26 protein-coding genes and 2 pseudogenes are annotated in these 25,337 nt (G+C 68.2%); 16 read left to right on the top strand and 12 right to left on the bottom strand.

Annotation, left to right across the window (positions count from 1 at the left end):
• The first annotated feature begins 7 nt into the window (after positions 1 to 7).
• Together trxB and QM624_RS04445 are read left to right on the top strand one after the other, a co-directional pair.
• Positions 8 to 1,003 carry a thioredoxin-disulfide reductase gene (gene trxB, locus QM624_RS04450; protein ID WP_415089138.1) on the top strand — a complete coding sequence of 332 codons (996 nt, stop codon included), beginning with the start codon at positions 8 to 10 and terminating at the stop codon, positions 1,001 to 1,003.
• A 39-nt stretch (positions 1,004 to 1,042) separates the two neighbouring features.
• Positions 1,043 to 1,366: a thioredoxin family protein gene (locus QM624_RS04445; RefSeq protein WP_415089136.1), complete on the top strand. Its 324-nt coding sequence runs from the start codon at positions 1,043 to 1,045 to the stop codon at positions 1,364 to 1,366.
• Here the strand turns inward: QM624_RS04445 and QM624_RS04440 are convergent.
• Positions 1,359 to 1,922, bottom strand: a complete 564-nt coding sequence (locus QM624_RS04440) for a hypothetical protein (RefSeq protein WP_415089134.1) — start codon at positions 1,920 to 1,922, stop codon at positions 1,359 to 1,361. The genes QM624_RS04445 and QM624_RS04440 overlap by 8 nt on opposite strands.
• 49 nt (positions 1,923 to 1,971) lie before the next feature.
• On the opposite strand from QM624_RS04440, the gene QM624_RS04435 reads away from it, so the two are divergent.
• Genes QM624_RS04435 through QM624_RS04425 form a run of 3 tightly spaced genes read left to right on the top strand, consistent with a single transcriptional unit; the run spans position 1,972 to position 4,980 of the window.
• The gene (locus tag QM624_RS04435) at positions 1,972 to 3,291 is read left to right on the top strand and encodes a PLP-dependent aminotransferase family protein (protein ID WP_415089132.1); all 1,320 of its coding nucleotides are present in this window, start codon (positions 1,972 to 1,974) and stop codon (positions 3,289 to 3,291) included.
• A 9-nt stretch (positions 3,292 to 3,300) separates the two neighbouring features.
• A complete protein-coding gene (locus tag QM624_RS04430; RefSeq protein ID WP_415089130.1) occupies positions 3,301 to 4,260 on the top strand; it encodes a D-alanine--D-alanine ligase family protein in 960 nt (319 codons plus the stop codon).
• 3 nt (positions 4,261 to 4,263) lie between these two features.
• A complete protein-coding gene (locus QM624_RS04425; RefSeq protein WP_415089128.1) occupies positions 4,264 to 4,980 on the top strand; it encodes an SURF1 family protein in 717 nt (238 codons plus the stop codon).
• Here the strand turns inward: QM624_RS04425 and QM624_RS04420 are convergent.
• The 5 genes and pseudogenes from QM624_RS04420 to QM624_RS04400 all read right to left on the bottom strand — a co-directional run.
• Positions 4,977 to 5,363: pseudogene (locus QM624_RS04420) on the bottom strand (DUF3817 domain-containing protein); the annotation flags it as partial. The gene QM624_RS04425 and the pseudogene QM624_RS04420 overlap by 4 nt on opposite strands.
• Before the next feature lie 287 nt (positions 5,364 to 5,650).
• Positions 5,651 to 6,556 carry a ParB/RepB/Spo0J family partition protein gene (locus QM624_RS04415; RefSeq protein ID WP_415089126.1) on the bottom strand — a complete coding sequence of 302 codons (906 nt, stop codon included), beginning with the start codon at positions 6,554 to 6,556 and terminating at the stop codon, positions 5,651 to 5,653.
• A 37-nt stretch (positions 6,557 to 6,593) separates the two neighbouring features.
• Complete coding sequence (locus QM624_RS04410) at positions 6,594 to 7,490, bottom strand: ParA family protein (RefSeq protein WP_415089124.1); 897 nt, start codon at positions 7,488 to 7,490, stop codon at positions 6,594 to 6,596.
• Positions 7,491 to 7,711: 221 nt separating this feature from the next.
• Positions 7,712 to 8,308, bottom strand: coding sequence for a 16S rRNA (guanine(527)-N(7))-methyltransferase RsmG (rsmG, locus tag QM624_RS04405; protein ID WP_415089122.1), 597 nt, complete (start codon positions 8,306 to 8,308; stop codon positions 7,712 to 7,714).
• 9 nt (positions 8,309 to 8,317) lie between these two features.
• Complete coding sequence (locus QM624_RS04400; protein WP_415089120.1) at positions 8,318 to 9,244, bottom strand: TetR/AcrR family transcriptional regulator; 927 nt, start codon at positions 9,242 to 9,244, stop codon at positions 8,318 to 8,320.
• Between the two features lie 109 nt (positions 9,245 to 9,353).
• Here QM624_RS04400 and QM624_RS04395 point away from each other — a divergent pair, with 109 nt between their 5' ends.
• Together QM624_RS04395 and QM624_RS04390 are read left to right on the top strand one after the other, a co-directional pair.
• Positions 9,354 to 10,232 (top strand): ABC transporter ATP-binding protein, encoded by an 879-nt coding sequence (locus QM624_RS04395; RefSeq protein WP_415089118.1) that lies wholly within the window; start codon positions 9,354 to 9,356, stop codon positions 10,230 to 10,232.
• Positions 10,229 to 11,029, top strand: coding sequence for an ABC transporter permease (locus QM624_RS04390; protein ID WP_415089116.1), 801 nt, complete (start codon positions 10,229 to 10,231; stop codon positions 11,027 to 11,029). Before QM624_RS04395 ends, QM624_RS04390 begins: the two co-directional genes overlap by 4 nt.
• A 65-nt stretch (positions 11,030 to 11,094) precedes the next feature.
• Here the strand turns inward: QM624_RS04390 and QM624_RS04385 are convergent, their stop codons facing one another.
• The 5 genes from QM624_RS04385 to rpmH are packed head-to-tail and all read right to left on the bottom strand — an operon-like array spanning position 11,095 to position 13,560.
• Positions 11,095 to 11,622: a protein jag gene (locus QM624_RS04385; RefSeq protein ID WP_298132136.1), complete on the bottom strand. Its 528-nt coding sequence runs from the start codon at positions 11,620 to 11,622 to the stop codon at positions 11,095 to 11,097.
• A 28-nt stretch (positions 11,623 to 11,650) separates the two neighbouring features.
• The gene (gene yidC / locus QM624_RS04380; protein ID WP_415089182.1) at positions 11,651 to 12,745 is read right to left on the bottom strand and encodes a membrane protein insertase YidC; all 1,095 of its coding nucleotides are present in this window, start codon (positions 12,743 to 12,745) and stop codon (positions 11,651 to 11,653) included.
• 26 nt (positions 12,746 to 12,771) lie between these two features.
• A complete protein-coding gene (yidD, locus tag QM624_RS04375) occupies positions 12,772 to 13,071 on the bottom strand; it encodes a membrane protein insertion efficiency factor YidD (protein WP_415089114.1) in 300 nt (99 codons plus the stop codon).
• Positions 13,068 to 13,400 (bottom strand): ribonuclease P protein component, encoded by a 333-nt coding sequence (gene rnpA, locus QM624_RS04370; protein WP_415089112.1) that lies wholly within the window; start codon positions 13,398 to 13,400, stop codon positions 13,068 to 13,070. Before rnpA ends, yidD begins: the two co-directional genes overlap by 4 nt.
• A 22-nt stretch (positions 13,401 to 13,422) precedes the next feature.
• Positions 13,423 to 13,560 carry a 50S ribosomal protein L34 gene (gene rpmH / locus QM624_RS04365; protein ID WP_105186735.1) on the bottom strand — a complete coding sequence of 46 codons (138 nt, stop codon included), beginning with the start codon at positions 13,558 to 13,560 and terminating at the stop codon, positions 13,423 to 13,425.
• 307 nt (positions 13,561 to 13,867) lie between these two features.
• Here rpmH and dnaA point away from each other — a divergent pair, with 307 nt between their 5' ends.
• From dnaA to QM624_RS04325, 8 genes are all read left to right on the top strand, one after another.
• On the top strand, positions 13,868 to 15,310 hold the full coding sequence (gene dnaA / locus QM624_RS04360; RefSeq protein ID WP_415089110.1) for a chromosomal replication initiator protein DnaA: 1,443 nt from the start codon (positions 13,868 to 13,870) through the stop codon (positions 15,308 to 15,310).
• 500 nt (positions 15,311 to 15,810) lie between these two features.
• On the top strand, positions 15,811 to 16,971 hold the full coding sequence (gene dnaN, locus QM624_RS04355; protein WP_415089108.1) for a DNA polymerase III subunit beta: 1,161 nt from the start codon (positions 15,811 to 15,813) through the stop codon (positions 16,969 to 16,971).
• A gap of 90 nt (positions 16,972 to 17,061) precedes the next feature.
• A complete protein-coding gene (gene gnd / locus QM624_RS04350; RefSeq protein ID WP_415089106.1) occupies positions 17,062 to 17,943 on the top strand; it encodes a phosphogluconate dehydrogenase (NAD(+)-dependent, decarboxylating) in 882 nt (293 codons plus the stop codon).
• 30 nt (positions 17,944 to 17,973) lie between these two features.
• A complete protein-coding gene (recF, locus tag QM624_RS04345; RefSeq protein WP_415089104.1) occupies positions 17,974 to 19,137 on the top strand; it encodes a DNA replication/repair protein RecF in 1,164 nt (387 codons plus the stop codon).
• Positions 19,124 to 19,606, top strand: coding sequence for a DUF721 domain-containing protein (locus tag QM624_RS04340; protein WP_415089102.1), 483 nt, complete (start codon positions 19,124 to 19,126; stop codon positions 19,604 to 19,606). Before recF ends, QM624_RS04340 begins: the two co-directional genes overlap by 14 nt.
• A gap of 122 nt (positions 19,607 to 19,728) precedes the next feature.
• On the top strand, positions 19,729 to 21,039 hold the full coding sequence (locus tag QM624_RS04335) for a hypothetical protein (RefSeq protein ID WP_415089100.1): 1,311 nt from the start codon (positions 19,729 to 19,731) through the stop codon (positions 21,037 to 21,039).
• Entirely contained in the window at positions 21,036 to 21,593 is a 558-nt protein-coding gene (locus tag QM624_RS04330) for a hypothetical protein (RefSeq protein ID WP_415089098.1), read from the top strand. Before QM624_RS04335 ends, QM624_RS04330 begins: the two co-directional genes overlap by 4 nt.
• Positions 21,590 to 22,123: a hypothetical protein gene (locus QM624_RS04325; protein WP_415089096.1), complete on the top strand. Its 534-nt coding sequence runs from the start codon at positions 21,590 to 21,592 to the stop codon at positions 22,121 to 22,123. The genes QM624_RS04330 and QM624_RS04325 overlap by 4 nt, the downstream gene beginning before the upstream one ends.
• A 12-nt stretch (positions 22,124 to 22,135) precedes the next feature.
• Here QM624_RS04325 and QM624_RS04320 read toward each other — a convergent pair whose 3' ends face one another.
• Positions 22,136 to 22,753 carry a hypothetical protein gene (locus QM624_RS04320; protein WP_415089094.1) on the bottom strand — a complete coding sequence of 206 codons (618 nt, stop codon included), beginning with the start codon at positions 22,751 to 22,753 and terminating at the stop codon, positions 22,136 to 22,138.
• A 362-nt stretch (positions 22,754 to 23,115) separates the two neighbouring features.
• Here QM624_RS04320 and gyrB point away from each other — a divergent pair.
• Positions 23,116 to 25,065, top strand: a pseudogene (gene gyrB, locus QM624_RS04315) (DNA topoisomerase (ATP-hydrolyzing) subunit B); the annotation flags it as partial.
• Between the last annotated feature and the right edge of the window lie 272 nt (positions 25,066 to 25,337).

Below are 25,337 nucleotides of genomic sequence, written 5' to 3'. Positions count from 1 at the left end.
GGACGCTATGTCAGAGATCCGCGACGTCATCATCATCGGCTCCGGCCCGTCGGGCTACACCGCGGCCATCTACGCCGCCCGGGCCGACCTCAGGCCGTTGGTCTTCGAGGGTGCGCTGGAATCCGGCGGTGCCCTGATGAACACCACCGAGGTGGAGAATTTCCCCGGCTTCCCCGAGGGCATCATGGGCCCTGAACTGATGGCGAACCTGCGGGCGCAGGCCGAGCGGTTCGGCGCCGAGATCGTCACCGACGACATCGTCGAGGCCGACCTGACCGGCCCGATCAAGTCGGTCACCGACTCCGAGGGCGGCACCCACCGCGCCAAGGCGGTCATCCTGGCGATGGGCTCGGGCTACCGGCGCCTCGGCCTGCCCGGTGAGGACCGGCTGTCCGGACGCGGCGTCAGCTGGTGCGCCACCTGCGACGGTTTCTTCTTCCGCGACAAGGACATCGCGGTGATCGGCGGCGGCGATTCGGCGCTGGAGGAGGCCACCTTCTTGTCCCGGTTCGCGTCCTCGGTGACCGTGGTGCACCGCCGCGACGAGCTGCGGGCGTCCAAGATCATGGTGGCCCGCGCAGCGGCCGACCCGAAGATCTCCTTCGCCTGGAACTCGGCCGTGGCGTCGATCAACGGTGAGCAGTCGCTGACCTCGCTGACGCTGACCGACACGGTCACCGGCGAACAGCGCGAGCTGGCCGTGCAGGGCTGCTTCATCGCGATCGGCCACGACCCGCGCTCCGAGCTGGTGCGTGGCCAGGTCGACACCGACCCCGCCGGCTACGTGCTGGTCCAGCCCGGCTCCACCCAGACCAACCTGTCCGGTGTCTTCGCCGCCGGCGACCTGGTCGACCACACCTACCGGCAGGCGATCACCGCGGCCGGCACCGGCTGCTCCGCGGCTCTGGACGCCGAGCGGTACCTGGCCGAGTTGCACGATGCCGGCGAGCCGGGCGCCGACCTGCAGAGCGCTGAATTGTCGGCGCTCGAAGCTATCGTCTGACCGACGCCGCTCCCGCCGTCCGCAACGAGAGGAAACCCCGTGGCCAACGTCACCGCCGTCACCGACGACACCTTCGAGTCAAAGGTCATCCGCGCCGGCAAGCCGGTGCTGGTCGACTACTGGGCCGACTGGTGCGCGCCGTGCCGCCAGATCGCCCCGATCATCGAGGAGCTCGCCGGCGAATACGGCGACCAGATCGACTTCTACTCCCTCGACACCAACACCAACCCGCGCATCCCGACCGAACAGGGTGTGCTCGGGCTGCCGACCATCCAGATCTTCTCCGGTGGCGAGCTGGTCAAGTCGTTCACCGGCGGCAAGACGAAGGCCGCACTGCTCCGGGCCCTCGACGAGTTCATCTGATCCCGTTCCGGCGGGCCGGCTCCGGGGGCGCCACCGGGCGGACCGCCCGCACCAGCCGTCCGAGCCGCACCAGCACGGACCGTTTCGCAACGGGCACGGCCCCGTTGAGGTCCAGTCGCCAGTGGTGGGCGGGGTTCATCGCGATGAAGCCGGTGCCGTCCAGGAAGCCGGACGGCAGCGCGGCACAGCCCCGATGCGGATCGGAGCTGGCGAAGAGGGTGCCGACCCGGGCGCGATGCAGGCCGCCGGCCAGCGCGTGCAGCATGGCCCGGCCGGTTCCCTGCCGGACATCGCCCGCGCGCACCCAGCCGGCACCGATCCTGGCCACCGTCACCCGTGGATCGCCGGACGTGGCGGCCGAGACCAACAGCAGTCCCGCCGTCCGGCCGTCCTCGATCGCCAGCGCACCGCACCAGCCCCAGGCCGCCTGGGCGGCGATCATGCCCGCCTCGTCGAGCGGCATGGGGCGTCCGCAGTAGGGGCAGGCCAGGCCGCGCACGGTCCCCGGTCCGACCAGCTCGATGCTGACCACGGTGTCCTCCTGGGCTCCGACCACCTGGGCACGGAAGTCACGTTCATCTTAGGCAGCTGGATAAGCTGGCGCGGTGAGCCTGCCGGAACCCGTTCAACGTCGTGACACGGTGCTCGATCCGTGGATCGACACCTATGCCGAGCGCACCCACGGGCTCACCGTGTCGGCCGTCCGGGCCCTGTTCGCGGTGGCCAACCGGCCCGAGGTCGTGTCGCTGGCCGGCGGCATGCCGAACATCGCCGATCTGCCCCGCGAAGCGATCGGTGAGGCGATCTCGTCCCTGATCCGCGAGCGCGGCACCCAGGCGATGCAGTACGGCTCGGGCCAGGGTGAGCCGTTCATGCGCGAACAGATCACCCAGGTGATGGCCGAAGAGGCGATCGCCGCCCATCCTGACGACGTGGTGGTCAGCTGCGGTTCGCAGCAGGCCCTCGACCTGGTCACCCGGGTGTTCTGTGACCCGGGCGACGTGATCCTGGCCGAGGCGCCGTCCTATGTGGGCGCGATCGGCACCTTCCGCGCCTACCAGGTGCAGGTCGTGCACGTCGCGATGGACGAGTTCGGCATCGTTCCGCAGGCGTTGCGCGAGGCGGTGGCCGCCTGCCGATCCGCCGGCAAGCGGATCAAGTTCCTCTACACCATCCCGAACTTCCAGAACCCGACCGGCGTCACGCAGACCATCGAGCGGCGACGCGAGCTGATCGCGATCGCCCATGAGCTCGACCTGCTGATCGTCGAGGACAACCCGTACGGGCTGCTCGCCATCGAGGGCGAGCCGCTGCCGGCGCTGCGTTCGATGGATTCCGAGCGGGTGGTGTACCTGGGGTCGTTCTCGAAGACCTTCGCGCCCGGTTTCCGGGTGGGCTGGGCGCTGGCGCCGCACGCCGTCCGGGAGAAGCTGACCCTGGCACAGGAGTCGGCCACGCTGGCGCCGCCGGTGTTCAGCCAGTTCGCCATCTCGACCTATCTGCATCAGTTCGATTGGCGCGGCCAGATCCAGGTGTACCGCGACATGTACCGGGCGCGCCGCGACGCCATGCTGCAGGGGCTGGCCGAGAACCTGCCCGAGGGCAGCACCTGGACGCACCCGACCGGCGGCTTCTTCGTCTGGGTCACCCTGCCGGAAGGGCTGGATTCGCAGGCGATGCTGCCCCGGGCGGTGTCGGCCCGGGTGGCCTACGTGCCCGGCACCGCGTTCTACGCCGACGGGATGGGCAGCCGGAACATGCGACTCTCCTACTGCTTCCCCACCCCGGAACGGATCATCGAGGGCACCCGCCGGCTCGGCGAGGTGCTGCGCGACGAGCTCGACACCCTGCACACCTTCGGGATCAGTGCCGGCGAACACCTGTACCGCGACGTCACCGCCGGTCCCGCACCGGACATCACCTGAGGATCAGTCATGAGCAGCCAACCGGGCACCGTCGTCGTCCTCGCCGGAGGACTCTCCCACGAACGCGACGTGTCGCTGCGATCCGGACGCCGGGTCGCCCAAGCGCTGCGTGACCAGGGCTTGAGCGTGATCGAGGCGGACGTCACCCGCGGGCTGGCCGATCTGCTCGCCTCCACCCCGGACGCCGTGGTGTTCCCGGTGCTGCACGGCGGCGACGGTGAGGACGGTTCGCTGCGCGAAGTGCTGGACCTGTTCGGCGTCCCCTATGTCGGGTCGACCGGGCCGGCCTCGCAGCGGGCTTTCGACAAGTCGATCTGCACGCCGCTGCTGGAGGTTTCCAAGCCGGCCCAGGTCGCCCTGCCGAACTCGGTCTTCCGTGAACTCGGCGCGCAGGCCCTGGTCGCGGCGCTCGTGGAACGGCTCGGACTACCGCTGATGGTGAAGCCGAACCGCAGCGGCTCGGCGCTCGGCTGCACCAAGGTGTCGGTGGCCGAGGCGCTGCCAGCGGCCATGGTGGCGGCGTACGCCTACGGCGAGATGGCGGTCATCGAGCAGTTCATCGAGGGGACCGAGGTCGCCGTGACCGTGGTGGACACCGGTGACGGGCCACGTGCCCTGCCCGCGGTGGAAATCCGGCCGCGGTCCGGGGTCTACGACTACACCGCCCGCTATACCGCCGGCGAGACCCGGTTCATCTGCCCCGCCGAGCTGGACGACGAGGTCGCACGAGCTTGCGCGGAGCTGGCGCTACGGGTGCACGACCAGCTGGGGCTGCGCGATCTGTCCCGCACCGACATCATCGTCGGCGCCGACGGCCCGGTGTTCATCGAGACCAACGTCTCCCCCGGCATGACCGAGACGTCACTGGTGCCGCTGGCGGTCGAAGCGGCCGGCGAGGACTTCGGACGGCTGTGCGCCGCGCTCGTCCGGCAGGCGTACCGCCGGGGCCCGTCCGGCGTCCGGGGCTGAACGATGCCGCTACGAGTGAAACAGGCGCTGGTGCTGCTCGCCGGCGTGGTGGCGGCGGTGGTGATGACCTGGCTCGGGCTGTGGCAGCTGCAGGTGTTCACCGACCAGGGCAACGCGTCCGCACAGGCACGCGCGCAGCAGGCGCCGGTGCCGCTGCTCGACTTCGTCGCGGCCGACGGCACCGTCGGCGACATCTACGGCAAGCCCACCAGTGTCTCTGGGCACTATCTGCCCGATCAGCAGGAGCGGGTGCTCGGCGCCGACGGGGTGGTCCGGGTGCTGTCGGCGCTGCAGTTGGCCGACGGACGGGTGCTCCCGGTGGTGCGCGGCACCATCCCTCAGGGAGCCGACGCACCTGCCCCGCCGAGTGGCGAACACGCCCAGACCGGCATCTTCCTGCCCTCCGAACCCGGTGCCGATCACTCGTTGGCTAGGGGTTATAACCTCGGTTCCGTCCGGCTGCCACAGCTGGCGCAGCTCTGGGACGAACCGCTCATGCCCGGCTTCATCACCCTGGACTCGACCGAGTCCGGGCAGCAGGGGCTGGCGCCGGCGTCCGTCACCCTTCCGGACGGCGAGGGCTCGTGGCGCAACAGCGGCTACGCCCTGCAGTGGTGGGTGTTCGCACTGTTCGCGCTCGGAATGACCTGGAAGATCGCCCACAGCATGGGCAAGCGCGGCGCCCGCACCAGCGGCATGGGCATCGGTAGGGACGCCTAACCCTCTGCTGTCTGCACCTCGGGCTGGTCGTCGCCGACCACTCCCCCGCTCTCTGCCTCGGCCAGCCGCCGATGGACGTCCTTGGTCGCGTAACGCTCGGCCACGAAGGACAGGAACGGCACCGTGCCGGCCAACGCGATCAGGATCAGCCGCAGCCACGGCCAGTTCACCCGGCGGCCGAGGTCGTAGGCGGTGATCAGCAGCAGCAGGTAGAGCCACCCGTGCGGCACACCCGTCCAGGTCACCACGGTGTCGTTGTGCCCGAAGTACTTCATCGGAACGCCCACGCACACCAGGACCACCAGCAGAACGCCGACGATCCAGGCCATCACCCGATAACGCAGCAGGGCGGAGCGAACAGCAGGCACATCTTCGGCGGTGATCACCCTGCCGAGGCTACCCGCGATCGCCGGCGATGGCGCCGCCGTCCCGCCGAGCAGCCTCGCTACAAGGCGATTTGTCGACAAGTATTCTTATAGATAAATCGCTGGGAAATAGGTCGGTTCTTTGGACACCGGGGACGGTTCCGTTGGACACCAGGGTCGGTTCCTTTGGACACCGGGGACGGTTCTCTTGGACACCGGGGACGGTTCCTTTGGACACCTTGGCGGTGGCTCGCGGGAAGAGATCCCGGGGCCGAGCCCGGGATGACGGTGTTTTCGGCTACTGATCAGGCCAAGAGTTCGACGAGGCGTCCGAGGTCGTCGTCGTTGGCGAAGTCGATCACGATCCGACCGCGTCCCTTGGCGCCCATCACCACGTTGACTCGGGTATCGAGGCGTTCGACCAGGCGCTCCGCAAGGCCGCACGCCCGCTCGCTCGGTTCGCGGGCGATCCGCTGCCGGGGAACCTTGGGCTCGCGTCCGTCACCAAGAGCGACGATCTCTTCGACCGCACGCACCGAGAGGTTCTCGGCCACCACGCGCTGCGCCAGCCGTTCCATGGCCAGCGGATCACCCAGACCGAGGATCGCGCGCGCGTGACCCGCGCTCAGCACGCCCGCGGCGACCCGACGCTGAACCGGCGCCGGCAACTGGAGCAACCGGATCGTGTTGCTGATGTGCGGACGGCTGCGCTTGATCCGGGTGGACAGCTCTTCCTGCGTGCAATCGAAGTCGGTGAGCAGCTGCTGATACGCAGCCGCCTCCTCCAGCGGATTCAGTTGCGCGCGGTGCAGGTTCTCCAGCAGGGCGTCCCGCAGCAGGTCGTGCTCGGACGTCGGCCGCACGATCGCGGGAATGGTGGCCAGACCGGCCGCCTGGCTGGCCCGCAGCCGGCGCTCCCCCATCACCAACTCGTAGTGATCTTCGCCCAACGGGCGCGCCACGATCGGCTGCAGCAGCCCGACTTCGCGGATCGACTCCACCAACTCGTCCAGCGCGTCCTCTTCGAACACCTGGCGCGGCTGCTTGGGATTGGGACGGATGCTGTCGACGGGGAGTTCCGCGTAATACGAACCCTCGGGTGGCTCGACCGCCAGCGGCTCGGGCCGCTGCGGTTCCAGCTCCGGATCGGTGCGGTGAATCAGGTCGCCGAGGCCCCGACCCAGTCCGGAACGCGGTTTCGTGACGGTCATCGTCGTCCTTTCACTTCACTCACTTGAGGCTGTTCGGCTACTTGGCGCCGCGTCGGGCGATCTCTTCGGCCGCGGCCAGATAGGCCTGGGCTCCGGCGGACGCCTGGTGATAGGTGATCACCGTCTGGCCGTAGCTGGGTGCCTCGGAAACCCGCACCGAGCGGGGGATCGCGGTGGTCAGCGTTTCGGTGGGGAAGTGGGTCCGCACCTCGTTCGCGACCTGGGTCGACAATCGGGTTCGTCCGTCGAACATGGTCAGGACGACGGTCGAAAGCCGCAGCCGATCGTTCATGCTGCCCTTGACCAGGTTGATGGTGCGCAGCAACTGGGAGACGCCTTCCAGCGCGTAGTACTCGCACTGGATCGGAACCAGGAGTTCCTGGGCAGCCACCAGAGCGTTGAGGGTCAACAGGCCCAACGACGGGGGACAGTCGATGAAGATGTAGTCGATGCGGTGACGGGCGGTCAGCCGGTCGATGGCTCGCAGTAGCCGGCTCTCACGTCCGGGCTTGTCGACCAGCGCGATCTCGGCACCCGCTAGGTCGATGGTGGCGGGAAGCACCCAGAGGCCGTCGACGTCCGGGCAGGGCTGGACGTGGCGCTCGATCGCCTCGCCGTCGATCAACACCTCGTAGGTGCCTGAGACCCCAGCCTCATGCTCGACACCCAGTGCCGTGGACGCGTTGCCCTGCGGATCGAGGTCGATGACCAGGACATTGAGGCCGCCGCGGGCGAGTCCCGCCGCGAGATTGACGGCGGTCGTGGTCTTCCCGACGCCGCCCTTCTGGTTCGCGATGACGATCACGCGAGGCGAGTCCGGCGCGGGGAGCACCGATGTTTCACGTGGAACGGAGGCGTCGGGCAACTCGGCCGGGGGAGGCGTGAACTCGACGGTGTCGTAGGCCACGCGGCGCGGGGCGGTGGATTGCGTCACTGCAGTGCTCCCATCAGAGGGGGAAGTGTTCCACGTGAAACGGACGCCATCGAGGGTTACCTGCCTGCTTTCGTCGGACCGAATGCTCGGTTCCCGAGCCTACAGCCGCAGACCGGGGACGAGCGTCTACGCGCGGGCGTGGCTGGGTAATCGCACCCACACGCCGCTGATCGAGCTTGTCGAGATCCTTCCGAGGGTCTCGACAAGCTCGACCAACAGATTCAGCGGATGCGCACCACCCAGGTGGTCTCGTCAGTGCCGGGCGTGGGCACCTTGACCACTTCGCCGCCCAGCCGCCGCCGGCGGAGCAGCTTCTGCGCCTCGACCAGTTCCTGCTCCGCGCTTTCGCCCTTCAGCGCCAGCAGTTCACCCCGCGGCGCCAGCAGCGGCAAGCACCAACCCAGCAGCTTGGGTAGTGCCGCCACGGCCCGCGCGGTGACCACGTCGTAGCGCTCGTGGTGTTCCTCGGCACGCCCACGCATCACCGTGACGCGATCGGCCAGGCCCAGCTCGGCCACCACCTCGGTGAGGAAGTTCGCCCGTCGGAGCAGCGGTTCGAGCAGCGTCACCGACAGATCCGGTCGCTTGATGGCCAGCGGGATGCCGGGCAGGCCCGCGCCCGACCCGACATCGACCACCGTGCGTCCATCGCCGATCATGGGCTCGATGGCCAGTGAGTTCAGCACATGGCGTGGCCAGAGCCGGTCCACCTCGCGCGGCCCGATCAATCCCCAGTCGACACCTCGATTTGCCAATATGTCGACATATTGCTCGGCCAACCGATAGCTGTCACCGAACACGTCACGCGCGATCTCCACGCCCTATTTCTACCGGGACGCCTGCTTGGCCGCGAGCTTCGCCGCCTCTTTGACCACGGCCTTCGCACGGTCGCGCGCGACCCGCAGTCGGCCCTCCCGCTTCTCCAGCTCACTCGCCCGTCGCTGGGTCGCTCTGCGGAGCGCCTGGGTGGCCGCCAGTTCTGATTCGGCCGCGGCCAGTTCCTGCTCCGGCGTCCGTTCAGGCGGAGCGGGCTCCTCGTGCATGCCGGCGAGCGCACTCTCGATGCCGGGCAGCAGCAACCCGAGCGCGATCCCGAAATCGTCCGCGCCGGTTGCCTCATCGCCGAAGTAGCTGCCGCCCACCACCAGTGGCTCGAGATCCGGCAGCCGACCGTTGGTTGCGACTTCTCTCACCAGGTCCTTCGTCGCGGCACTGATGGCCTGCCCGGGCTTGGAGATGTCCCGCGTCATCAGAGCGAATCCGCGGACCTGCACCGACAGCATCATCAGCACAGCGAGCTTGCCCTCAAGCGGACCGGGCAGCGTGCGCATCGCGCGGAGGCCCGCGTCGACGGCCCGCATCTGGCCCGGCATCAGCAATGCCTCCATCGACACCGGCAGGTCGAGGACCCAGGGGTGCCGCGCATATGCGGCACCGATTATCCGAGCCCACTGCTCCAGTCCGGCCCGCCAATCGTCGGTGTCGACCGCCCAGGCCTCGTCCACAACGGCCGCATCGAGCATGAGTTGGTACAGGTCGTCCTTGGAGGCGACGTAGCGGTACATCGCCATCGTGGTGAATCCGAAACCCTGGGCGATGCGCTGCATGGTCACCGCCTGCAGACCCTCAGCATCGGCCAGTGCTATCGCCGCGTCCACGATGCGCTCGTGGCTGAGTTCACGCTTCGGGCCGCGTTGCGGAGCCGCCGCAACACCCCAAGCCAGCGCCACCAGACGCGAGACCTCGTCACTCATCCGCACCTCGCTCTCCTGATCAGTATGTCGCAACTGTGTTGCCTATATACAGTTACAGTCCTACTGTGTGTCACACATACAGTGTGTGTCGCATACAGAAAGGTTGGCCATGGCTGGTTCCATCGAGATCGCCGGACTCGGCAAGACCTATCGGGAACCTGTTCTCGATGGGCTCGACCTCACCATCGGCGGCGGCGTATTCGCCCTGCTCGGCCCCAACGGCGCCGGCAAGACGACACTCGTCTCGATCCTGACCACCCTGATCCGGCCCAGCACCGGCTCCGCCCACATTCTCGGCGTCGACGTGGTCCGTGAACCGGGGGCGGTCCGGCAGCTGATCGCAGCAACCGGGCAGAACACCACCCTCGACGAGTACCTCACCGGTCGCGAGAACCTGGTGATGTTCGGACGACTGCGCGGACTCGGCCGCCGGTCCAGGGGCCGGGCCGACGAACTGCTCGCACAGTTCGGCCTGGAACAGGCAGGGCCACGCATGGTGAGCACCTATTCGGGTGGCATGCGGCGCCGGCTCGACCTCGCCGCCTCCCTGGTCACCCAGCCCGCCGTGCTGTTCCTGGACGAGCCGACGACCGGGCTCGACCCGGTCGCCCGCCGCTCGGTGTGGAGCGACGTCCGCCGCCTCGCCGACGACGGAACCACCGTGTTCCTGACCACACAGACGCTGGACGAGGCCGAGGCGCTCGCCGACCGGATCGCCGTGCTCCGGGCTGGCCGGATCGTCGCCGACGGCACGGTCGCGGAACTCACCGCGACGGTCGGCGGGCAGCGACTCGTCCTGCTCGATCACGACGGCACCGAGGTCCGCTCCATCGACACCGACGGCACCGCAGCGTCACTGGACGCGGCGCTCGGTGCAGTGCCGGACGCCGAGCGCGCACTGCGCGCGACGCTCCGTTCACCCACCCTGGACGACGCCTTCGTCGCCCTCACCCAGTCCGCGACCGACCATCAGGAGGCAGTGGCATGACCACAACGACGACCAGGACCCTGCCGCCGACGGTCCGCCACGGCAGCGTCGGCGCCTTCCGGTCCGCCGCGATCTTCATCGACCGCAGCCTCAGGCACAGCCTTCGTGACGGCGAAGGCATCATCATGGCGATCGCACTGCCGGTGATGCTGATGCTGATGTTCACCTTCATCTTCGGTGGCGCCATCCAGGCCGATGGCTACGTCGACTTCGTGGTGCCCGGCGTGATCCTGATCTGTGCCGGCTTCGGTGCCTCGAGCGTCGCGGTCTCGGTCAACCGCGACATCACCGACGGCGCCATGCGCCGGTTCCGGACATTGCCGATCCGGTCGGCCACCGTGCTCGCCGGGCATGTGGTCGCGAGCCTGCTCCGCAATCTGGTGGCGACCGCCGTCGTCATCGCGGTGGCGGTCGCGATCGGGTTCCGGCCCACCGCGTCCGCGACCGGATGGCTGGTCGCGCTCGCACTGGTGGCGCTGTGGATTCTTGCCATCACCGCTTTGTTCGCCTTCGTCGGGCTGATCAGCTCGAGCGCTGAGGCGGCCAACAGCTACGGCTTCGCCCTGCTGTTCCTGCCCTACCTCTCCAGCGCGTTCGTACCGATCGCCACCATGCCCGGCTGGATGCAGCCGCTCGCAACTCATCAGCCGATGAACCCGCTCGTCGTTTCGATCCGCGCCCTGCTGGTCGGCCAGGGGGAGGCACAGATCGGGTCCTCGCTCGCGTGGTGCTTCGGCATCGCTGTGACCGCCGTGCTACTCATCGGCTGGAGCTTCCGCCGGTCCCACGACCGCTGAAGTCAGCCGGTGCGAACACGAAAACGGCCGGGGGAGTGATCCCCCGGCCGTTCTGGCGACTTGCGTCAGTTCTTGGGCAGCACCACGACGCGGCGGCGCGGCTCCTCGTCCTCGGACTCGCTGACCAGGCCGGCCCCGGCGACGACGTCGTGCACGATCTTGCGTTCGAACGGGTTCATCGGCGACAACCGGACGGGCTCACCGGTCTCGACGACCTCGGCGATGGCGTCCTTGGCCAGGATCTCCAGCTCCTTGCGGCGCTTGTCGCGGTGACCGGCCACATCGAGCATCAGCCGGGAGCGGTGCCCGGTCTCGGTCATCACCGCGAGTCGAGCCAGCTCCTGCAGCGCCTCGAGCACCTCGCCGTCGCGGCCGACCAGCAGATCGGTGTCGGTGACGATCGACACATGCGCGCGACCGCCCTCGGTGAAGGTGTCGATGTCGCCGTCCAGGTCGGCGATGTCGAGCAGCTCTTCCAGGTAGTCGGCGGCGATCTCGCCCTCATTCACCAAGGCCTGCTCGCGCTTCGACCGGTTCGACTCTTCACCGGCGGGCGCCTCGGCGACCTCAGTTTCGGTTTCCACGTCGCTCATCGTTTCGTTTCTCTCCTGTCGGGCCTGATCAGGCCTGGCCGGGGTTGGTCTTCGGCTTGGGCGGCCCCTGCTTGCGCGAGGCCCGGTTGCTCCGCTGCGGCTGCTGGCGCTGCACCTGCTGACGCTGCACGCCACCCTTCGAGCTGGAACCGCTGCCGCCCGCGGACGGCGTCGAGTCGGACGGCTTGCCACCCTGCCGGGCGACCTTGCCGGTGTCGGTGGCCGGCTGAGCGGGGGCCTGGCGTCGACCCTTGCCGGCCCGCTTGCGCGCCAGATCGTCGGGATCCTTGCCCTTGGCCCGCATCCGCTCCTCCCAGTCGAGGTAGGCGGGGGTGTTCGGGGCCGGGTTGTTGTGGATCAGGATGTACTGCTGCACCATCGTCCAGACGTTCGAGACCAGCCAGTAGAGCAGCACGCCGACCGGAATGTTCACGCCCATGAACAGGTACATGAACGGGAAGACGTAGAGCATGATCTTCTGCTGCTGGGCGAACTGCCCGGTCAGCGCCTCGGGCGGCATGTTCTTGCGCATCAGCTGCAGCTGGGTGACGAACAGCACCGCGGTCATGCTGATCACCAGCACGGCACAGAGGATCTGAGTCGCGCCGAAGCCGTTGGTCAGCGGCCAGAAGATGCCGGACAGCTTGGCGCCGAGGATGGTGGCGTTGCGCAGCGATTCGGACTGCTCGACGCTCAGCACGCCGATCGCGTGACCCTGGGACGCGTTCCACAGCACCTGGTACAGCGCGATGAAGATCGGCATCTGCAGCACCAGCGGAAGGCATGACGCCATCGGGTTGACGCCTTCCTCCTTGTACAGCTTCATCGTCTCTTGACCGAGGCGCTCGCGGTCGTGGCCGTACTTCTCCTGCAGCGCCTTCAGCTGCGGCTGCAGGATCTGCATATTGCGCGACGACCGGATCTGCCGGACGAACAGCGGAATCAACAGGGTGCGGATCACCACGGTCAGCGAGATGATCGCGAGCGCCCAGGACCAGCCGTTCTCGGGGCCGAGGAACGAGGCGTACAGGGTGTGGAAGCTGGACATGATCCACGACACCGCCAGGTACAGCGGCTGCATCATGGTGTTCAGCGCACCGAGGAAATCACCCCACAGGTCCATCGGCACGATCTGCGGAATCGGTGGGATCACGTTGCTCCTCGATATTCGGTTGAAGAGTGGAACTCATGGGGGACGGCGCCGGCCTGCTCAGCGGCCCAGGCCCGAGCGGCCTCGGTACCCGGAACCGGGTCGTAACCGCCCAGTGACCAGGGGTGACAGCGACCGAGCCGACGCAGGGCCAGACCGGTGCCACGCCACGCGCCGTGCACGGTCACAGCCTCCAGGGCGTAGGCCGAGCAGGACGGGTAGTACTTGCACACCTGGCCGTAAATCGGGCTGATCACCGCCCGATACCCCTTGAGCAGGGCGATCAGGACGGACTTCACGAGGCACCCAGGCGGCGGGTGGCCGTCGTCCAGGCCGAGTCGAGGTCGGCGGCTACTCCGCCGGCGTGGGGGAGTGCCCGCACCACGACATCGACTTCGAACGGGGCTCGGGCCAGCCGCTCGGCGACCAGATGCCGCAGTTGCCGCTTCACCCGGTTGCGCCGGACGGCGTTACCGACCGCTTTCGACACCACGAAGCCCGCTCGGGACGGCGGCTGATCGGTGCGCACCATGTGCAGCACCAGGCCGGGACGTCCACAACGGACGCCCCGGCGCATGGTGGAGCGGAAATCCTCGGCGGTGCGAAGCCGCGCGGCCTTGGCCAGCACCTGACGGCTCGTCGGGCGTTGGTCAGCCGGCGAGGCGGGCGCGGCCCCGGCTGCGGCGGGCCGAGATGATGGCGCGCCCGGCGCGGGTGCGCATGCGGAGGCGGAAGCCATGGGTGCGGCTGCGACGCCGGTTGCTCGGCTGGAAAGTGCGCTTGCTCACGGAAGTGCTCCCCGTTCAGTTTCGCTGTCTTGCTTGGCTTGCATAATGTTCTCGAACCGATGCGCCCACTGTGGGCGCACGCGATGGGTCGCTGGTAGCGACCTGCCAAGATTACGCGTCCGGGCCGACTCTGGGCAAACCGAGCGCTCTCCGACGCCGTCGAGCCGACACGCCGAGAGGGTCGGAATTTTCTGGGAATCAGTTTGCGGATGGCCCCCGGGCGGACTAGCGTTTCGCTCCGTTGACCTGTCACGCGGCATCGTTCCCGTGGGGCCGTGCTCCCATTCACACCCTGTGGATAACTTGTGTGGATGACTGGTCGATCGAGCAGTACCTCGTAGGGAAGGGAGCGCAGGTGCCCGACCATCAGGCCACGACTCCCGGTCCCGTTGATCTCGAGGACGCCTGGCGGTTCGTCTGGTCGGAAGCCGATCCCCCTTCTCGCGCGTGGCTACGCAGCACCCATGCGGCCACCATGCAGGACAACACGGTCATCGTCAGCGTTCCCAACGAATTCACCCGCGGCCGGGTGGAATCCCGCCTCCGCGGCTGGGTCGAGGATCAGCTGACCACCTACTTCGGACGTCCGATCGGCATCGCCACGGTGGTGCTGCCCGGTGCCGGAGAACTCAGCGAGGACGACTTCCCGGCCGGCCCGGACGAGACCAGCTCCGAACAGCCCGCCGAGCGCATCGTGGTTGACGACCAGTCCGGCGGCCGGCTGAACCCGAAGTACACCTTCGAGTCCTTCGTCATCGGCAGCTCCAACCGGTTCGCGCACGCGGCCGCGGTGGCCGTCGCCGAGGCGCCCGGCAAGGCGTACAACCCGCTGATGATCTACGGCGAGTCGGGGTTGGGCAAGACCCACCTGCTGCATGCGCTGGGTCATTACGTGCGCAGCTATCACGCCAACCGCCGGGTCAAGTACGTCTCCACCGAAGAACTCACCAACGACTTCATCAACGCCATCAGCGACAACCGGACGGCGGACTTCCGCCGCACCTACCGCGACGTGGACGTGCTGCTGATCGACGACATCCAGTTCCTGGAGTCGAAGATCCAGACCCAGGAGGAGTTCTTCCACACCTTCAACACGCTGCACACGGCGCAGAAGCAGATCGTGATCACCTCCGATCGTCCGCCGAAATCGTTGGAGGCCCTGGAACCCCGGCTGCGCAGCCGCTTCGAGTGGGGGCTGATGACCGACATCCAGCCGCCCGACCTGGAGACCCGGATCGCCATCCTGCGCAAGAAGGCGGCCGCCGAGCGGCTCACCGCCGGCCCGGACGTGCTGGAGTTCATCGCCAGCAAGATCCCCACCAACATCCGCGAGCTCGAGGGCGCGCTGATCCGGGTGACGGCCTTCGCCAGCCTGAACCGCCAGGAGGTCGATCTGCCGCTCGCCGAGGTGGTGTTGCGCGATCTGATCCAGCACGGCGATGACACCCCGATCACAGCGAACCTGATCCAGTCCGAGACGGCCGCCTACTTCTCGATCAGCACCGACGATCTGTGCGGCGCCAGCCGCGTCCAGGGCGTGGTGATCGCCCGGCAGATGGCGATGTACCTGTGCCGCGAACTCACCGACCTGTCGCTGCCGAAGATCGGCCAGTCGTTCGGCGGACGCGACCACACCACCGTGATGCACGCCAACAAGAAGATCCGCCACCTGATGGGTGAGGACCGCAAGGTCTTCAACCAGGTCGCCGAGCTCACCAACCGGATCAAGCAGCGCGCCGTTCAGCGCTGACGCAACAGCTTCCTGCCCAACCGGGCGCCGTCGTCATCCGACCCCTCTTCGTCGACCAGCGAGCTCTTCGTCAACCCGGCGGACTCTTCGTCAACCCGACGGACTTTCGTCATTCCGGCGGACGCCGGGATCTCCGTGCTCGCGCAGACATGAGGTTGCGAGATCCCGGATCAAGCCCGGAATGACGTCGCTCGTCGCGGTGATTCCCGCCGTGGAGAACTCCTGTGGATAACGCGGTGGGCTGTGGACGGCGTTCGCGGCCCCGAAGTCGTCCGCAACTACTACCCGTGTGATTTCGAGTTACGCACAGGCCCCTACCGCCGCGAAACGCCGTCTGACAAGGCTTGTCAAGCGTTATCCACAGTGTCCACAGCAGTGATGACTACCACTGACGGTTACACGTCGAATGACACTAAAAGTAAGCCGGTCCGTGAGGTGTGGAAGAGCTGTCGGACGACACCGTTATGATCGTCGTCCGGAGTACTGAGCAAGGGAGCCCCGTGAAGATCCGTCTCGATCGTGATGTTCTCGCCGAAGCCGTCGCCTGGACGGCTCGTAGCCTGCCGAGCAGGCCCAGCGTCCCGATCCTCGCGGGCCTGTTGGTGAAGGCCTCCGGTGGTCAGGTCGTGATGTCGAGTTTCGACTATGAGACGTCCGCGCAGATCGGTGTGCCGGCGCAGGTCACCGACGACGGTGTCGCGCTGGTTTCGGGCAAGCTGCTCGCCGACATCGCCCGTTCGCTGCCCAACAAGCCGGTCGACATCACCGCTGACACCTCGCGGATGGAGTTGGTCTGCGGCAGCGCGCGGTTCACCCTGCAGACGCTGCCGGTCGACGACTACCCAGCGCTCCCGACGATGCCCGAGGCGACCGGCACGGTGAAGAGCGAAGACTTCTCCCGCGCGGTGGCCCAGGTCGTGGTGGCGGCGGGTCGCGACGAGTTGCTGCCGGTGTTCACCGGCGTCCGGATGGAGATCGAGGGCGACACCCTGTCGCTGCTGGCCACCGACCGCTACCGGATGGCCCTGAAGGAGATTCCCTGGACGCCGAGCGGTTCCGGCGGCGACGGCGCGGCGCTGGTGCCGGCCCGGGTGCTCGGCGAGACCGCCAAGTCGATGACCTCGGGTGAAGTGGTGACGCTGAGCCTGGCCAGCGGCGGCAACGGCGACGGCCTGATCGGCTTCGAAGGTGCCGGGGCGGCCGGCACCCGCGAGATCACCACCCGGTTGCTGGACGGCGAGTTCCCGAAGGTCCGGCACCTGATGAACGTGCAGCCCACGGTCAGCGTGCGGGCCAACACCGCCGAGGTGATCGCCGCGGTGAAGCGTGTCGCCCTGGTGGCAGAGCGCAACACGTCGCTGCGCATGCTGATCGGTGACCAGACGATCACCCTGGAGGCTGCGACCGGTGATCAGGCGCAGGCCGTCGAGGCACTCGAAGCGGTGGTCACCGACGAGACCGGGCAGGGTTTGGCGATGACCGCGGCGGGCTTCAACCCGCACTACCTCGCCGACGCGCTGACGGCGCTGGACGCCCCGTATGTGCATTTCTCGTTCACCGCACCCGGCAAGCCCTGCCTGCTGACCGCGCTGAACGAGCTGGACGGCGAGCAGCAGACCGACTACCGGCACGTGATCATGCTGATGAGGCTCCCCGCCTGAGGCCTGCGGGGTCTCGACAACACCGTTCGTCCGCGACATCCTGACGACGGATCGCGAACGCGCGACCGCACGCCCCGCGGAAGGAACGTCATGGAACTCGGTCTGGTCGGTCTCGGCAAAATGGGCAACAACATGCGCGAGCGGTTGCGGCGCGGTGGCCATACCGTGGTGGGTTACGACCGGAATCCGGAGGTGAGCGACGCCAGTTCGCTCGCCGACATGGTGAACCAGCTGACCGGCCCCCGGGTGGTGTGGGTGATGCTGCCGATCCAGGTGGTCGACGCCACCGTCGAAGAGCTCAAGGGGCTGCTCGAGCCTGGTGACCTGGTGATCGACGGCGGAAACTCCAAATGGACCGCCGACGCCCGGCATGCCGCGAACCTGGGCGAGAAGGGCATCCGGTTCCTCGACTGCGGCGTCTCCGGCGGCGTCTGGGGGCTGCAGAACGGGTACGCGCTGATGGTCGGCGGCGCCGACGAGGACGTGGCGCTGGCCCAGCCGATCTTCGACGCACTCAAGCCGGACGGCGATGTCGGTTTCGTGCACGCCGGGAAGGTCGGCGCCGGGCACTTCGCCAAGATGGTGCACAACGGCATCGAGTACGGCCTGATGCAGGCCTACGCCGAGGGCTGGGAGCTGCTGGAGGCGTCCGGTGAGGTGACGAACGTGCCCGAGGTGTTCAAGTCGTGGCGCGAGGGCACGGTGATCCGCTCCTGGCTGCTCGACCTGATGGTGCGGGCACTGGACGCCGACCCACACCTAGACGGCATCGAGGGCTATGCCGCCGATTCGGGCGAGGGCCGCTGGACGGTGAACGCCGCCGTCGAGCTGGGCGTCCCGGTGCCGACCATGGCGGCCGCCCTGTTCGCACGGTTCACCTCGCAACAGGAGGACTCCCCGTCGATGAAGATGGTTGCCGCGATGCGCAACCAGTTCGGTGGGCACGCGGTGAAGAGCGAGGGCGGCCACTAGGGCACCGCTCTGCTGCCGTAAGGTGACGGGGTGTTTGTCACCCACCTTTCGCTTGCGGATTTCCGCTCGTACGCGAGCGTCGAGCTGGGGCTGGAGCCGGGTGTCACCACGTTCACCGGCGCCAACGGGCAGGGCAAGACGAATCTGGTCGAGGCCGTCGACTACCTGGCCACCCTGGGATCGCACCGGGTGGCGTCCGAGGCGCCGCTGGTGCGGCACACCGCCGAGCGGGCGATCGTCCGGGGCCGGGTGCAGGCCGGGCTGGACGACCCGCGCCAGCTGCTGCTCGAGATCGAACTGCTGCCCGGACGGCAGAACCGGGCCAGCCTGAACCGGGCGCCGCTGCGCCGGCCGCGGGAACTGCTCGGCGCGTTGCGCACCGTGCTGTTCTCGCCCGAGGACCTGGCGCTGATCAAGGGCGACCCGAGTGAACGCCGGCGCTTCATCGACGAACTGATCACCACCCGCTGGCCGCGGCTGGCCGGCGTCCGATCCGATTACGACCGGGTGCTGCGGCAACGCTCGACCCTGCTGAAGTCCTTGTCCGGACGGGGTCGCTCGATCCCGGACGGCGCGGCCGCCACGCTGGAGGTGTGGGACGAGTCGCTGGCCGGTTTCGGTGCCGAACTGATCCAGGCCCGGGTGCGGACCCTGGCCGACCTCACCCCGCATCTTCAGCGGGCCTATCTGGCGATCGCGCCGACCAACAACGACGCCCAGCTGGCCTACCGCAGCCCGATCGGGCCCGAGCCGGACACCTCGGTCGAGGAACTGCAGGCCCGGCTGATCCTGGCCATGTCGGAACGCCGCTCCGACGAGATCGCCCGCGGCGTCTGCCTGGTCGGCCCGCACCGTGACGACATCGTGCTGAGTCTCGGCGAGCTGCCGGCCAAGGGCTACGCCTCGCACGGCGAATCGTGGTCGTTCGCGCTGGCGCTGAAGCTGGCGTCCTTCGACCTGCTGCGGGCCGACGGCGTGGAACCGGTGCTGATCCTGGACGACGTGTTCGCCGAACTCGACCAGATGCGCCGCGAGCGGCTGGCCGGCATGGTCGCCGAGGCCGAACAGGTGCTGATCACCGCGGCGGTCGCGGCCGATGTGCCGGCGGCGCTGGGCGGACGCCGGTTCCAGGTCGGCGGCGGCGAGGTGAAGGAGATCGACGAGGCGAGCGAGGTGGAGCATGGCCGAGCATGACCCGTCCGGCATCGACCTGGCCCGGATGATCGCCCGCAACGCCCAAGGCATGCCGTCCGCGCCGCAGCCGCGGAAGAAGAAGCCGAAGTCGAAACCGGCCGCCCGCAACGCCGCTGACCCGCAGCCGCTGGGTGAGGCCCTCGACGAGCTGATCACGAGCCGCGGCTGGTCGAGGGAGGTCAACCTGCAGCACCTGCTGGGCCGCTGGGCCGACCTGGTCGGACCGACCAACGCCGAGCACTCCCACCCTGAGGGCTTCGACAAGAAGGTGCTGCGGGTGCGCACCGATTCGACCGCCTGGGCGACCAACCTGCGGATGCTGGCGCCGTCCATCGTGGCCCGGCTCAACGAACAGCTCGGCGACGGCACCGTGACCCGGATCGTGGTCAAGGGCCCGGACGCCCCGAGCTGGAAACACGGCCCGCGCAGCGTCCGGGACGGCCGCGGCCCGCGCGACACCTACGGCTGAAAGTGACCAAAGGAACCGTCCCCAGTGACCGTGGGGACGGTTCCTTTGGTCACCAAGTGGGACGAAAAAGAACCGTCCCCGCGTACCGGGACGACCCCGTCCGCCGGTTAGGATCACTCGCGATGGAGGCCGTCCGTTCCCTCGCGGGATCCCTGAATCACCTTGTCACCACCACCGCCGTGGTGTGGTGGCGGACGCTGCCGCGGCTGCTCGTGGTGGTGCTGCTGGGCTGGCTGGGGTATCGGGTCTTCGCGCAGCTGGCGGCGTTGGTGGTGGACATCAGTGCCTGGCTGTCGCTGCTGATGCTGTCGCTGGGATTCGTCGTCCGGCTCTCCACGATCATCATCGGGCTGCGGATCACCGGGCAGGAACTGCAGATCAGGCAGGCGCTGCCGCTGCCTGAGGAGGATCCCCGGGACACCTCGATCTCGCATCTGCTGTCGCTCACCCTGCTGCCCTTCCTGGGCATCTACGCGGTGTTCGACGTGGTCACCGACGCCGCCAACGACATCCAGATCAACTACTACGTGTTCGGCGGGCTGACCTTCGAGCGTCCGGTGCTGGCCCAGCTCAACCCGCAGGGAGCGGTCGGTGCCTGGGTGTTGGTGGGGGTGATCGTCGGGCTGTACGTCGTCAGACGGCTGATCGACCGGTGGTTCGAACGCACCGGGTTCCGGCCGCTCGGGCTGCTGGCTGCATTGGTCGAGGGCTTCTTCATGCTGATCGTGCTGATGAGCGGACGCCAGCTGCTGGTCCGGTTGCGGCACTGGGTGGACGATCGGGCCTTCCGGGTCTGGCTGGACTACCCGTCCTGGGGGTTGCAGCAGCTGTTCGCCGGCCTCGGCATCGACATCTCGGACGTGCTGGCGCAGCTCGGCACGTTGTGGTGGGACGTGATCTGGCCCGGGGTGACCGCGATGGTGGTGGAACCGATGCTCTGGCTGGCGCTGGCCGCCCTGGTGTTCGGCAGCCAGGTGGTCTCCATCGCCGACCTGTGGCGCCAGGGCCAACCGGTCGGGGTCGGTGTGCGACGCGGCCGGGTCGAAGTCGGCGACCGGGAGCGCAGCCTGGCGCTCGGCGTCCAGGAAGCCTTCTTCGGTGACCTGAACGACAAGTACCTGCCCACCTGGCAGTCGTTGCGACTGGTGCTCGGAGTGGGGCCGGCCTTCTTCGCCGCCTTCATCGTCTGCTACGGCGTGCTGAGCACCGGGGAGGAACTGCTGCGCCGCGGCCTGGACAGCCTGCTCGGCGGGCACCCGGCAGCGTTCTGGGCGGTGGCCGGTCCGCCGATCGACCTGGTGGTCACAGCGGTCGCCGAGCCGCTGCGGTGGGCGCTGCTGGCCACCGCCTTCCACGCCTGCCTGGGCCATTTCGCCGCGAATGCCGGAGCCGAAGCCGAAGCGCCGACGACCCTCGCCGAGGAGTCCCGGTGAACCGGCGGTGGGCCGGCGGCCTGATCGCGATGCTCGCCTGCCTGGCGATGATCGGCCTGCACACTTGGCTCGGCGAGACGCCTCAGGAAAACACCACCCGGGTCTCCGTCGGCAAGCCCGGACGGCTCTACGACTCGACCATCACCGTCAACTCGTCCACCATCGGGCAGGCGCTCTACTCCGACAACCTCTTCGTCGGCCGCTCCGGGGTGATCTTCCTGGCGGTGAACGTCACGATCGCCACCGACGGCAAGCGACGCAGCCTCGACTGGACGGTGGGCGGCGAATCCAACGGCCGCAGCTTCGCCGCTCGCGACCCGATCACCGTGCCCGAGCCCGGCTTCCGGATCACCCAGGACGTGGTCTTCGAGATCAGCCCGGACGACCTGGCCGGATTCACCCTCACGGTGCTGGACCGGGGACCGATCTACGCCTACGACCCGCAGCTCGAGATCGACCTCGGAATCAGCCCGGACGCCGCCGCGCAGTCGATGGAGAAGGATCGCTACGCCGTCGTCCGCACCACCCGGGGCCGTGTCGAGGTGGATCGGTGAACGCGCGCACCCGACAGTGGATGGTCGCCGGTGCGGTGTTCCTCGCCGTGCTGGCCGTCACCGTGGGCTGGGTGGGCTTCCTGAACGCCCGGAGCACGCCGCGCTGGCAGCAGACCGCACCGGGGGCCTGGGCCGACCCATTGCCCGAGGGCGGCATGCCGATGCGGGTGGCTTCGCTGACCACCACCTCGATGCTGATCACCGATCGCGGTGACCAGCCGGCACCAGCCGGCGCGCTCTGGGCGGTCGCGGTGATCGACTACCGGCCGCCGCCGGACGGCAGCTACTGCTCGTTGATCCTGCTGGCCGCCGACGGACGGCGCTGGAGCGGGGTGAGTCCACTGGACTACTCGGGCAAGCGGACCATCGACAGCGGCTGCGGTTTACCGGCGGGCGTGGACGGGACGGCACGCGGCGAGCTGATCTACCTGATCCCCGAGGACGCCGCCGGCTCGTTGGCGGGGCTGGCCGGGGTGGTCACCGCCTACCGGGGGACGGCGCCGCACCCGGTGCTGACCCCGGCCCAGTGAGTGTTGGTTCCCTCAGGGAGTGTCGGGTTCCAAGACGATTGGCACTTCGAAGCGGTACGCCATTCGGGCTGCCGACCAGACCATCTGGCCCTCGCCGGTGGGACTGGCGTCGATCCATTCCAGTTCCGAGGCACCGACCGAGATGTAGTCGGTGGCCGGGAAGTCGTCCGGGTTGAAGACCAGCGTGCAGGGCACCATCGGGGTGCCGGGGTTGAGCACGTCGGACTTGCCGAGGGTCTCGCCGGGGCCGAAGAACAAGCTGGCCTCGCCGGTCACCTGCCGGTTCACCGGATGCTGCATCGAGAACGCGTTGCGCACCAGCCGGTCCTTCGTCGACGCCAGCGGCTCGTCGGTGTTGTTGCGGCAGCGTCCGAACACGTACACCGTCCAGGAGTCGGTGCGCTGGCGCGCCCGGGCCCGGTCCACCGCGAACGACATCGGCCCCAGATCGACCTCGGTGCCCACCGGCAGCCGGGCGAGTCGATCGTTGGCCTTCTCGAAGCCGCCGGCCAGCCAGGTGCCGGCCAGGGCCAGCACGACGATGCCGACCAGCAGCCAGCGGGCGGGGAGAGATCCCGGCGTGCGCCGGGATGACGAAGGCGTCCGCAGGGGCGACGAGGTGGACGGCACGGCTCGCAGTCTAGGACGGCACCGGGGCCGTCCGGGTTCGATGCGGCTCAGAACCACGCAGGTCGAGGGACCGTATGGGGGCCTACGAACGGGGGGAAATCGGCTCAGAGGGCCGCTCAGTGCCCTCCTATCCACAGATCGACCCGGAAATGGACGTCGATATTAGGGTCGGGGCCGTGCACAGGGTAGACTGGGCGAGTTCCGAACGCCGCCGCCACCCTCGGGTACCGCTGGGCTGAACCCAGACCGGGGTTGTGGGCGGTGTTCGTGTGAGTGAGACCCGAACAGCGAGGGGTACCTGAGTGAGCGAACCGACGACCGGTGGCCACACGGTCGGCGCGGCGGCGCATGCCGTCGAGGCCGGCAACTACGACGCCAGCGCGATCACCGTCCTGGAAGGCTTGGAGGCGGTCCGCAAGCGCCCCGGCATGTACATCGGGTCGACCGGTGAGCGCGGCCTGCACCACCTGGTGCAAGAGATCGTCGACAACTCCGTCGACGAGGCGCTGGCCGGCTACTGCGACACGATCATCGTCCGGCTGCTCGACAACGGCGGCGTCCAGGTCATCGACAACGGCCGAGGCTTCCCGGTCGACCTGCACCCCAAGGAGAAGATTCCGGCCGTCACGGTGGCGCTCACCGTGCTGCATGCCGGCGGCAAGTTTGGTGCCGGTGGCTACAAGGTGTCCGGCGGCCTGCACGGCGTGGGTGCCTCGGTGGTGAACGCGCTGTCCAGCTCGCTGACGGTCGACGTCCGCCGTGACGGGTACCACTGGCAGCAGAGCTTCACCCTGGGTGACCCCGACGGTCCGCTGGAGCAGCTGGAGCCGTCCGACGAGACCGGCACCACGGTCACCTTCTACGCCAGCGCGGACATCTTCGAGACCACCACCTACAGCTACGAGACGTTGGCCACCCGGTTCCGCGAGATGGCGTTCCTGAACAAGGGCCTGTCGATCACGCTGATCGACGAACGCACCGACCGCCGCACCGATGAGGAGGACGAGCCGCAGCGCGACGTCTTCCGCTACGACGACGGCCTGATCGACTTCGTGAAGTTCCTCACCGGCAGCAAAGAGACGATCCACCCGTCGGTGATCGCGATCGACGCCAACAACGACGAGCAGCAGCTCAGCCTCGAAGTGGCGATGCAGTGGAACTCGTCGTTCAACGAGAGCGTGCACACCTTCGCCAACACCATCAACACCCACGAGGGCGGCACCCACGAAGAGGGCTTCCGGGCCGCGCTGACCAACACCGTCAACCGCTGGGGCGAGACCTGGGGGCTGATCAAGAAGCGCGAGGACCGGGTCTCCGGCGACGACATCCGCGAGGGCCTCACCGCGATCATCAGCATCAAGCTCGGCGAGCCGCAGTTCGAGGGGCAGACCAAGACCAAGCTCGGCAACACCGAAGCCCGGTCGTTCGTCCAGCGGGTCACCAACGACCTGCTCGGTGACTGGTTCGAGAAGAACCCGGCCGAGGGTCGCGACATCGTCCGCAAGGCGCAGGCGGCGGCGTCGGCCCGGATCGCGGCCCGCAAGGCCCGCGACATCGCCCGTAGCCGCAAGGGCCTGCTGAAGACCGGCCAGTACGGCAAGCTGTCCGACTGCCAGTCGACAGAGCCGTCCGAGTGCGAGGTGTTCATCGTCGAGGGCGACTCCGCCGGCGGCTCGGCCAAGGGCGGACGCGACCCGCGGATCCAGGCGATCCTGCCGATCCGCGGCAAGATCCTGAACGTCGAGAAGGCGCGGATCGACAAGATCCTGCAGAACCGCGAGGTCGAGGCGATCATCAACGTGCTCGGCACCGGGGTTCAGGACGATTTCGACGTCAACAAGCTGCGCTACCACAAGATCGTGCTGATGGCCGACGCCGACGTCGACGGTGCGCACATCCGCACCCTGCTGCTCACCCTGCTGTTCCGGTTCATGAAGCCGCTGATCGACCACGGCTACGTGTACCTGGCGCAGCCGCCGCTGTACCGGCTGCGCTGGACCAACGCGCCGCACGAGCTGGCCTATTCGGACGCCGAACGCGACGCCCTGCGCGACACCGGCTTCGCGGCGGGCAAGAAGCTGCCGGCGCCGAACAACAACCCGATCCAGCGGTACAAGGGTCTGGGCGAGATGAACGCCGACGACCTGTGGGACACCACGATGGACCCGGACAAGCGTTCGCTGCTGCAGGTGACCCTCGAGGACGCCGCCACCGCCGACAACATGTTCTCGATCCTGATGGGCGAGGAGGTCGAGCCGCGGCGGCACTTCATCCAGCGCAACGCCAAGGACGTCCGCTTCCTCGACATCTGATGACCTCAATCCGTCATCCCGGCGAACGCCGGGATCCCCCGAGGCAGGGATCCCGGGTCAAGCCCGGGATGACGAGGAAACAACGAATGGAGACTGACCGATGACTGACGGTCCCATCGACAACGATCCCACCGGCGACGTCCCCGACGAGCCGGTCGAGGGCAACGACGACGCCGGCACCGAGCCGACCCAGGCCCGCACCGACGAGATCGACCTGAACGTCGAGATCCAGCGCTCCTACCTCGACTACGCGATGAGCGTCATCGTCGGAC

The organism is Micropruina sp., from assembly GCF_047606365.1.
GTDB lineage: Bacteria > Actinomycetota > Actinomycetes > Propionibacteriales > Propionibacteriaceae > Micropruina.
Note: the sequence above shows the minus strand (reverse complement) of the source record. Positions and strands in the feature narration are given on the sequence as shown.

Coding starts and splice junctions, on each gene's coding strand:
- QM624_RS04335 (WP_415089100.1), top strand. CDS start 19,729: ATGGAGGCCGTCCGTTCCCTCGCGGGATCCCTGAATCACCTTGTCACC.
- QM624_RS04390 (WP_415089116.1), top strand. CDS start 10,229: ATGACCACAACGACGACCAGGACCCTGCCGCCGACGGTCCGCCACGGC.
- QM624_RS04415 (WP_415089126.1), bottom strand. CDS start 6,556: ATGACCGTCACGAAACCGCGTTCCGGACTGGGTCGGGGCCTCGGCGAC.
- QM624_RS04425 (WP_415089128.1), top strand. CDS start 4,264: ATGCCGCTACGAGTGAAACAGGCGCTGGTGCTGCTCGCCGGCGTGGTG.
- yidC (WP_415089182.1), bottom strand. CDS start 12,745: ATGGACCTGTGGGGTGATTTCCTCGGTGCGCTGAACACCATGATGCAG.
- QM624_RS04400 (WP_415089120.1), bottom strand. CDS start 9,244: ATGAGTGACGAGGTCTCGCGTCTGGTGGCGCTGGCTTGGGGTGTTGCG.
- QM624_RS04340 (WP_415089102.1), top strand. CDS start 19,124: ATGGCCGAGCATGACCCGTCCGGCATCGACCTGGCCCGGATGATCGCC.
- trxB (WP_415089138.1), top strand. CDS start 8: ATGTCAGAGATCCGCGACGTCATCATCATCGGCTCCGGCCCGTCGGGC.
- QM624_RS04385 (WP_298132136.1), bottom strand. CDS start 11,622: ATGAGCGACGTGGAAACCGAAACTGAGGTCGCCGAGGCGCCCGCCGGT.
- QM624_RS04430 (WP_415089130.1), top strand. CDS start 3,301: ATGAGCAGCCAACCGGGCACCGTCGTCGTCCTCGCCGGAGGACTCTCC.
- QM624_RS04395 (WP_415089118.1), top strand. CDS start 9,354: ATGGCTGGTTCCATCGAGATCGCCGGACTCGGCAAGACCTATCGGGAA.
- gnd (WP_415089106.1), top strand. CDS start 17,062: ATGGAACTCGGTCTGGTCGGTCTCGGCAAAATGGGCAACAACATGCGC.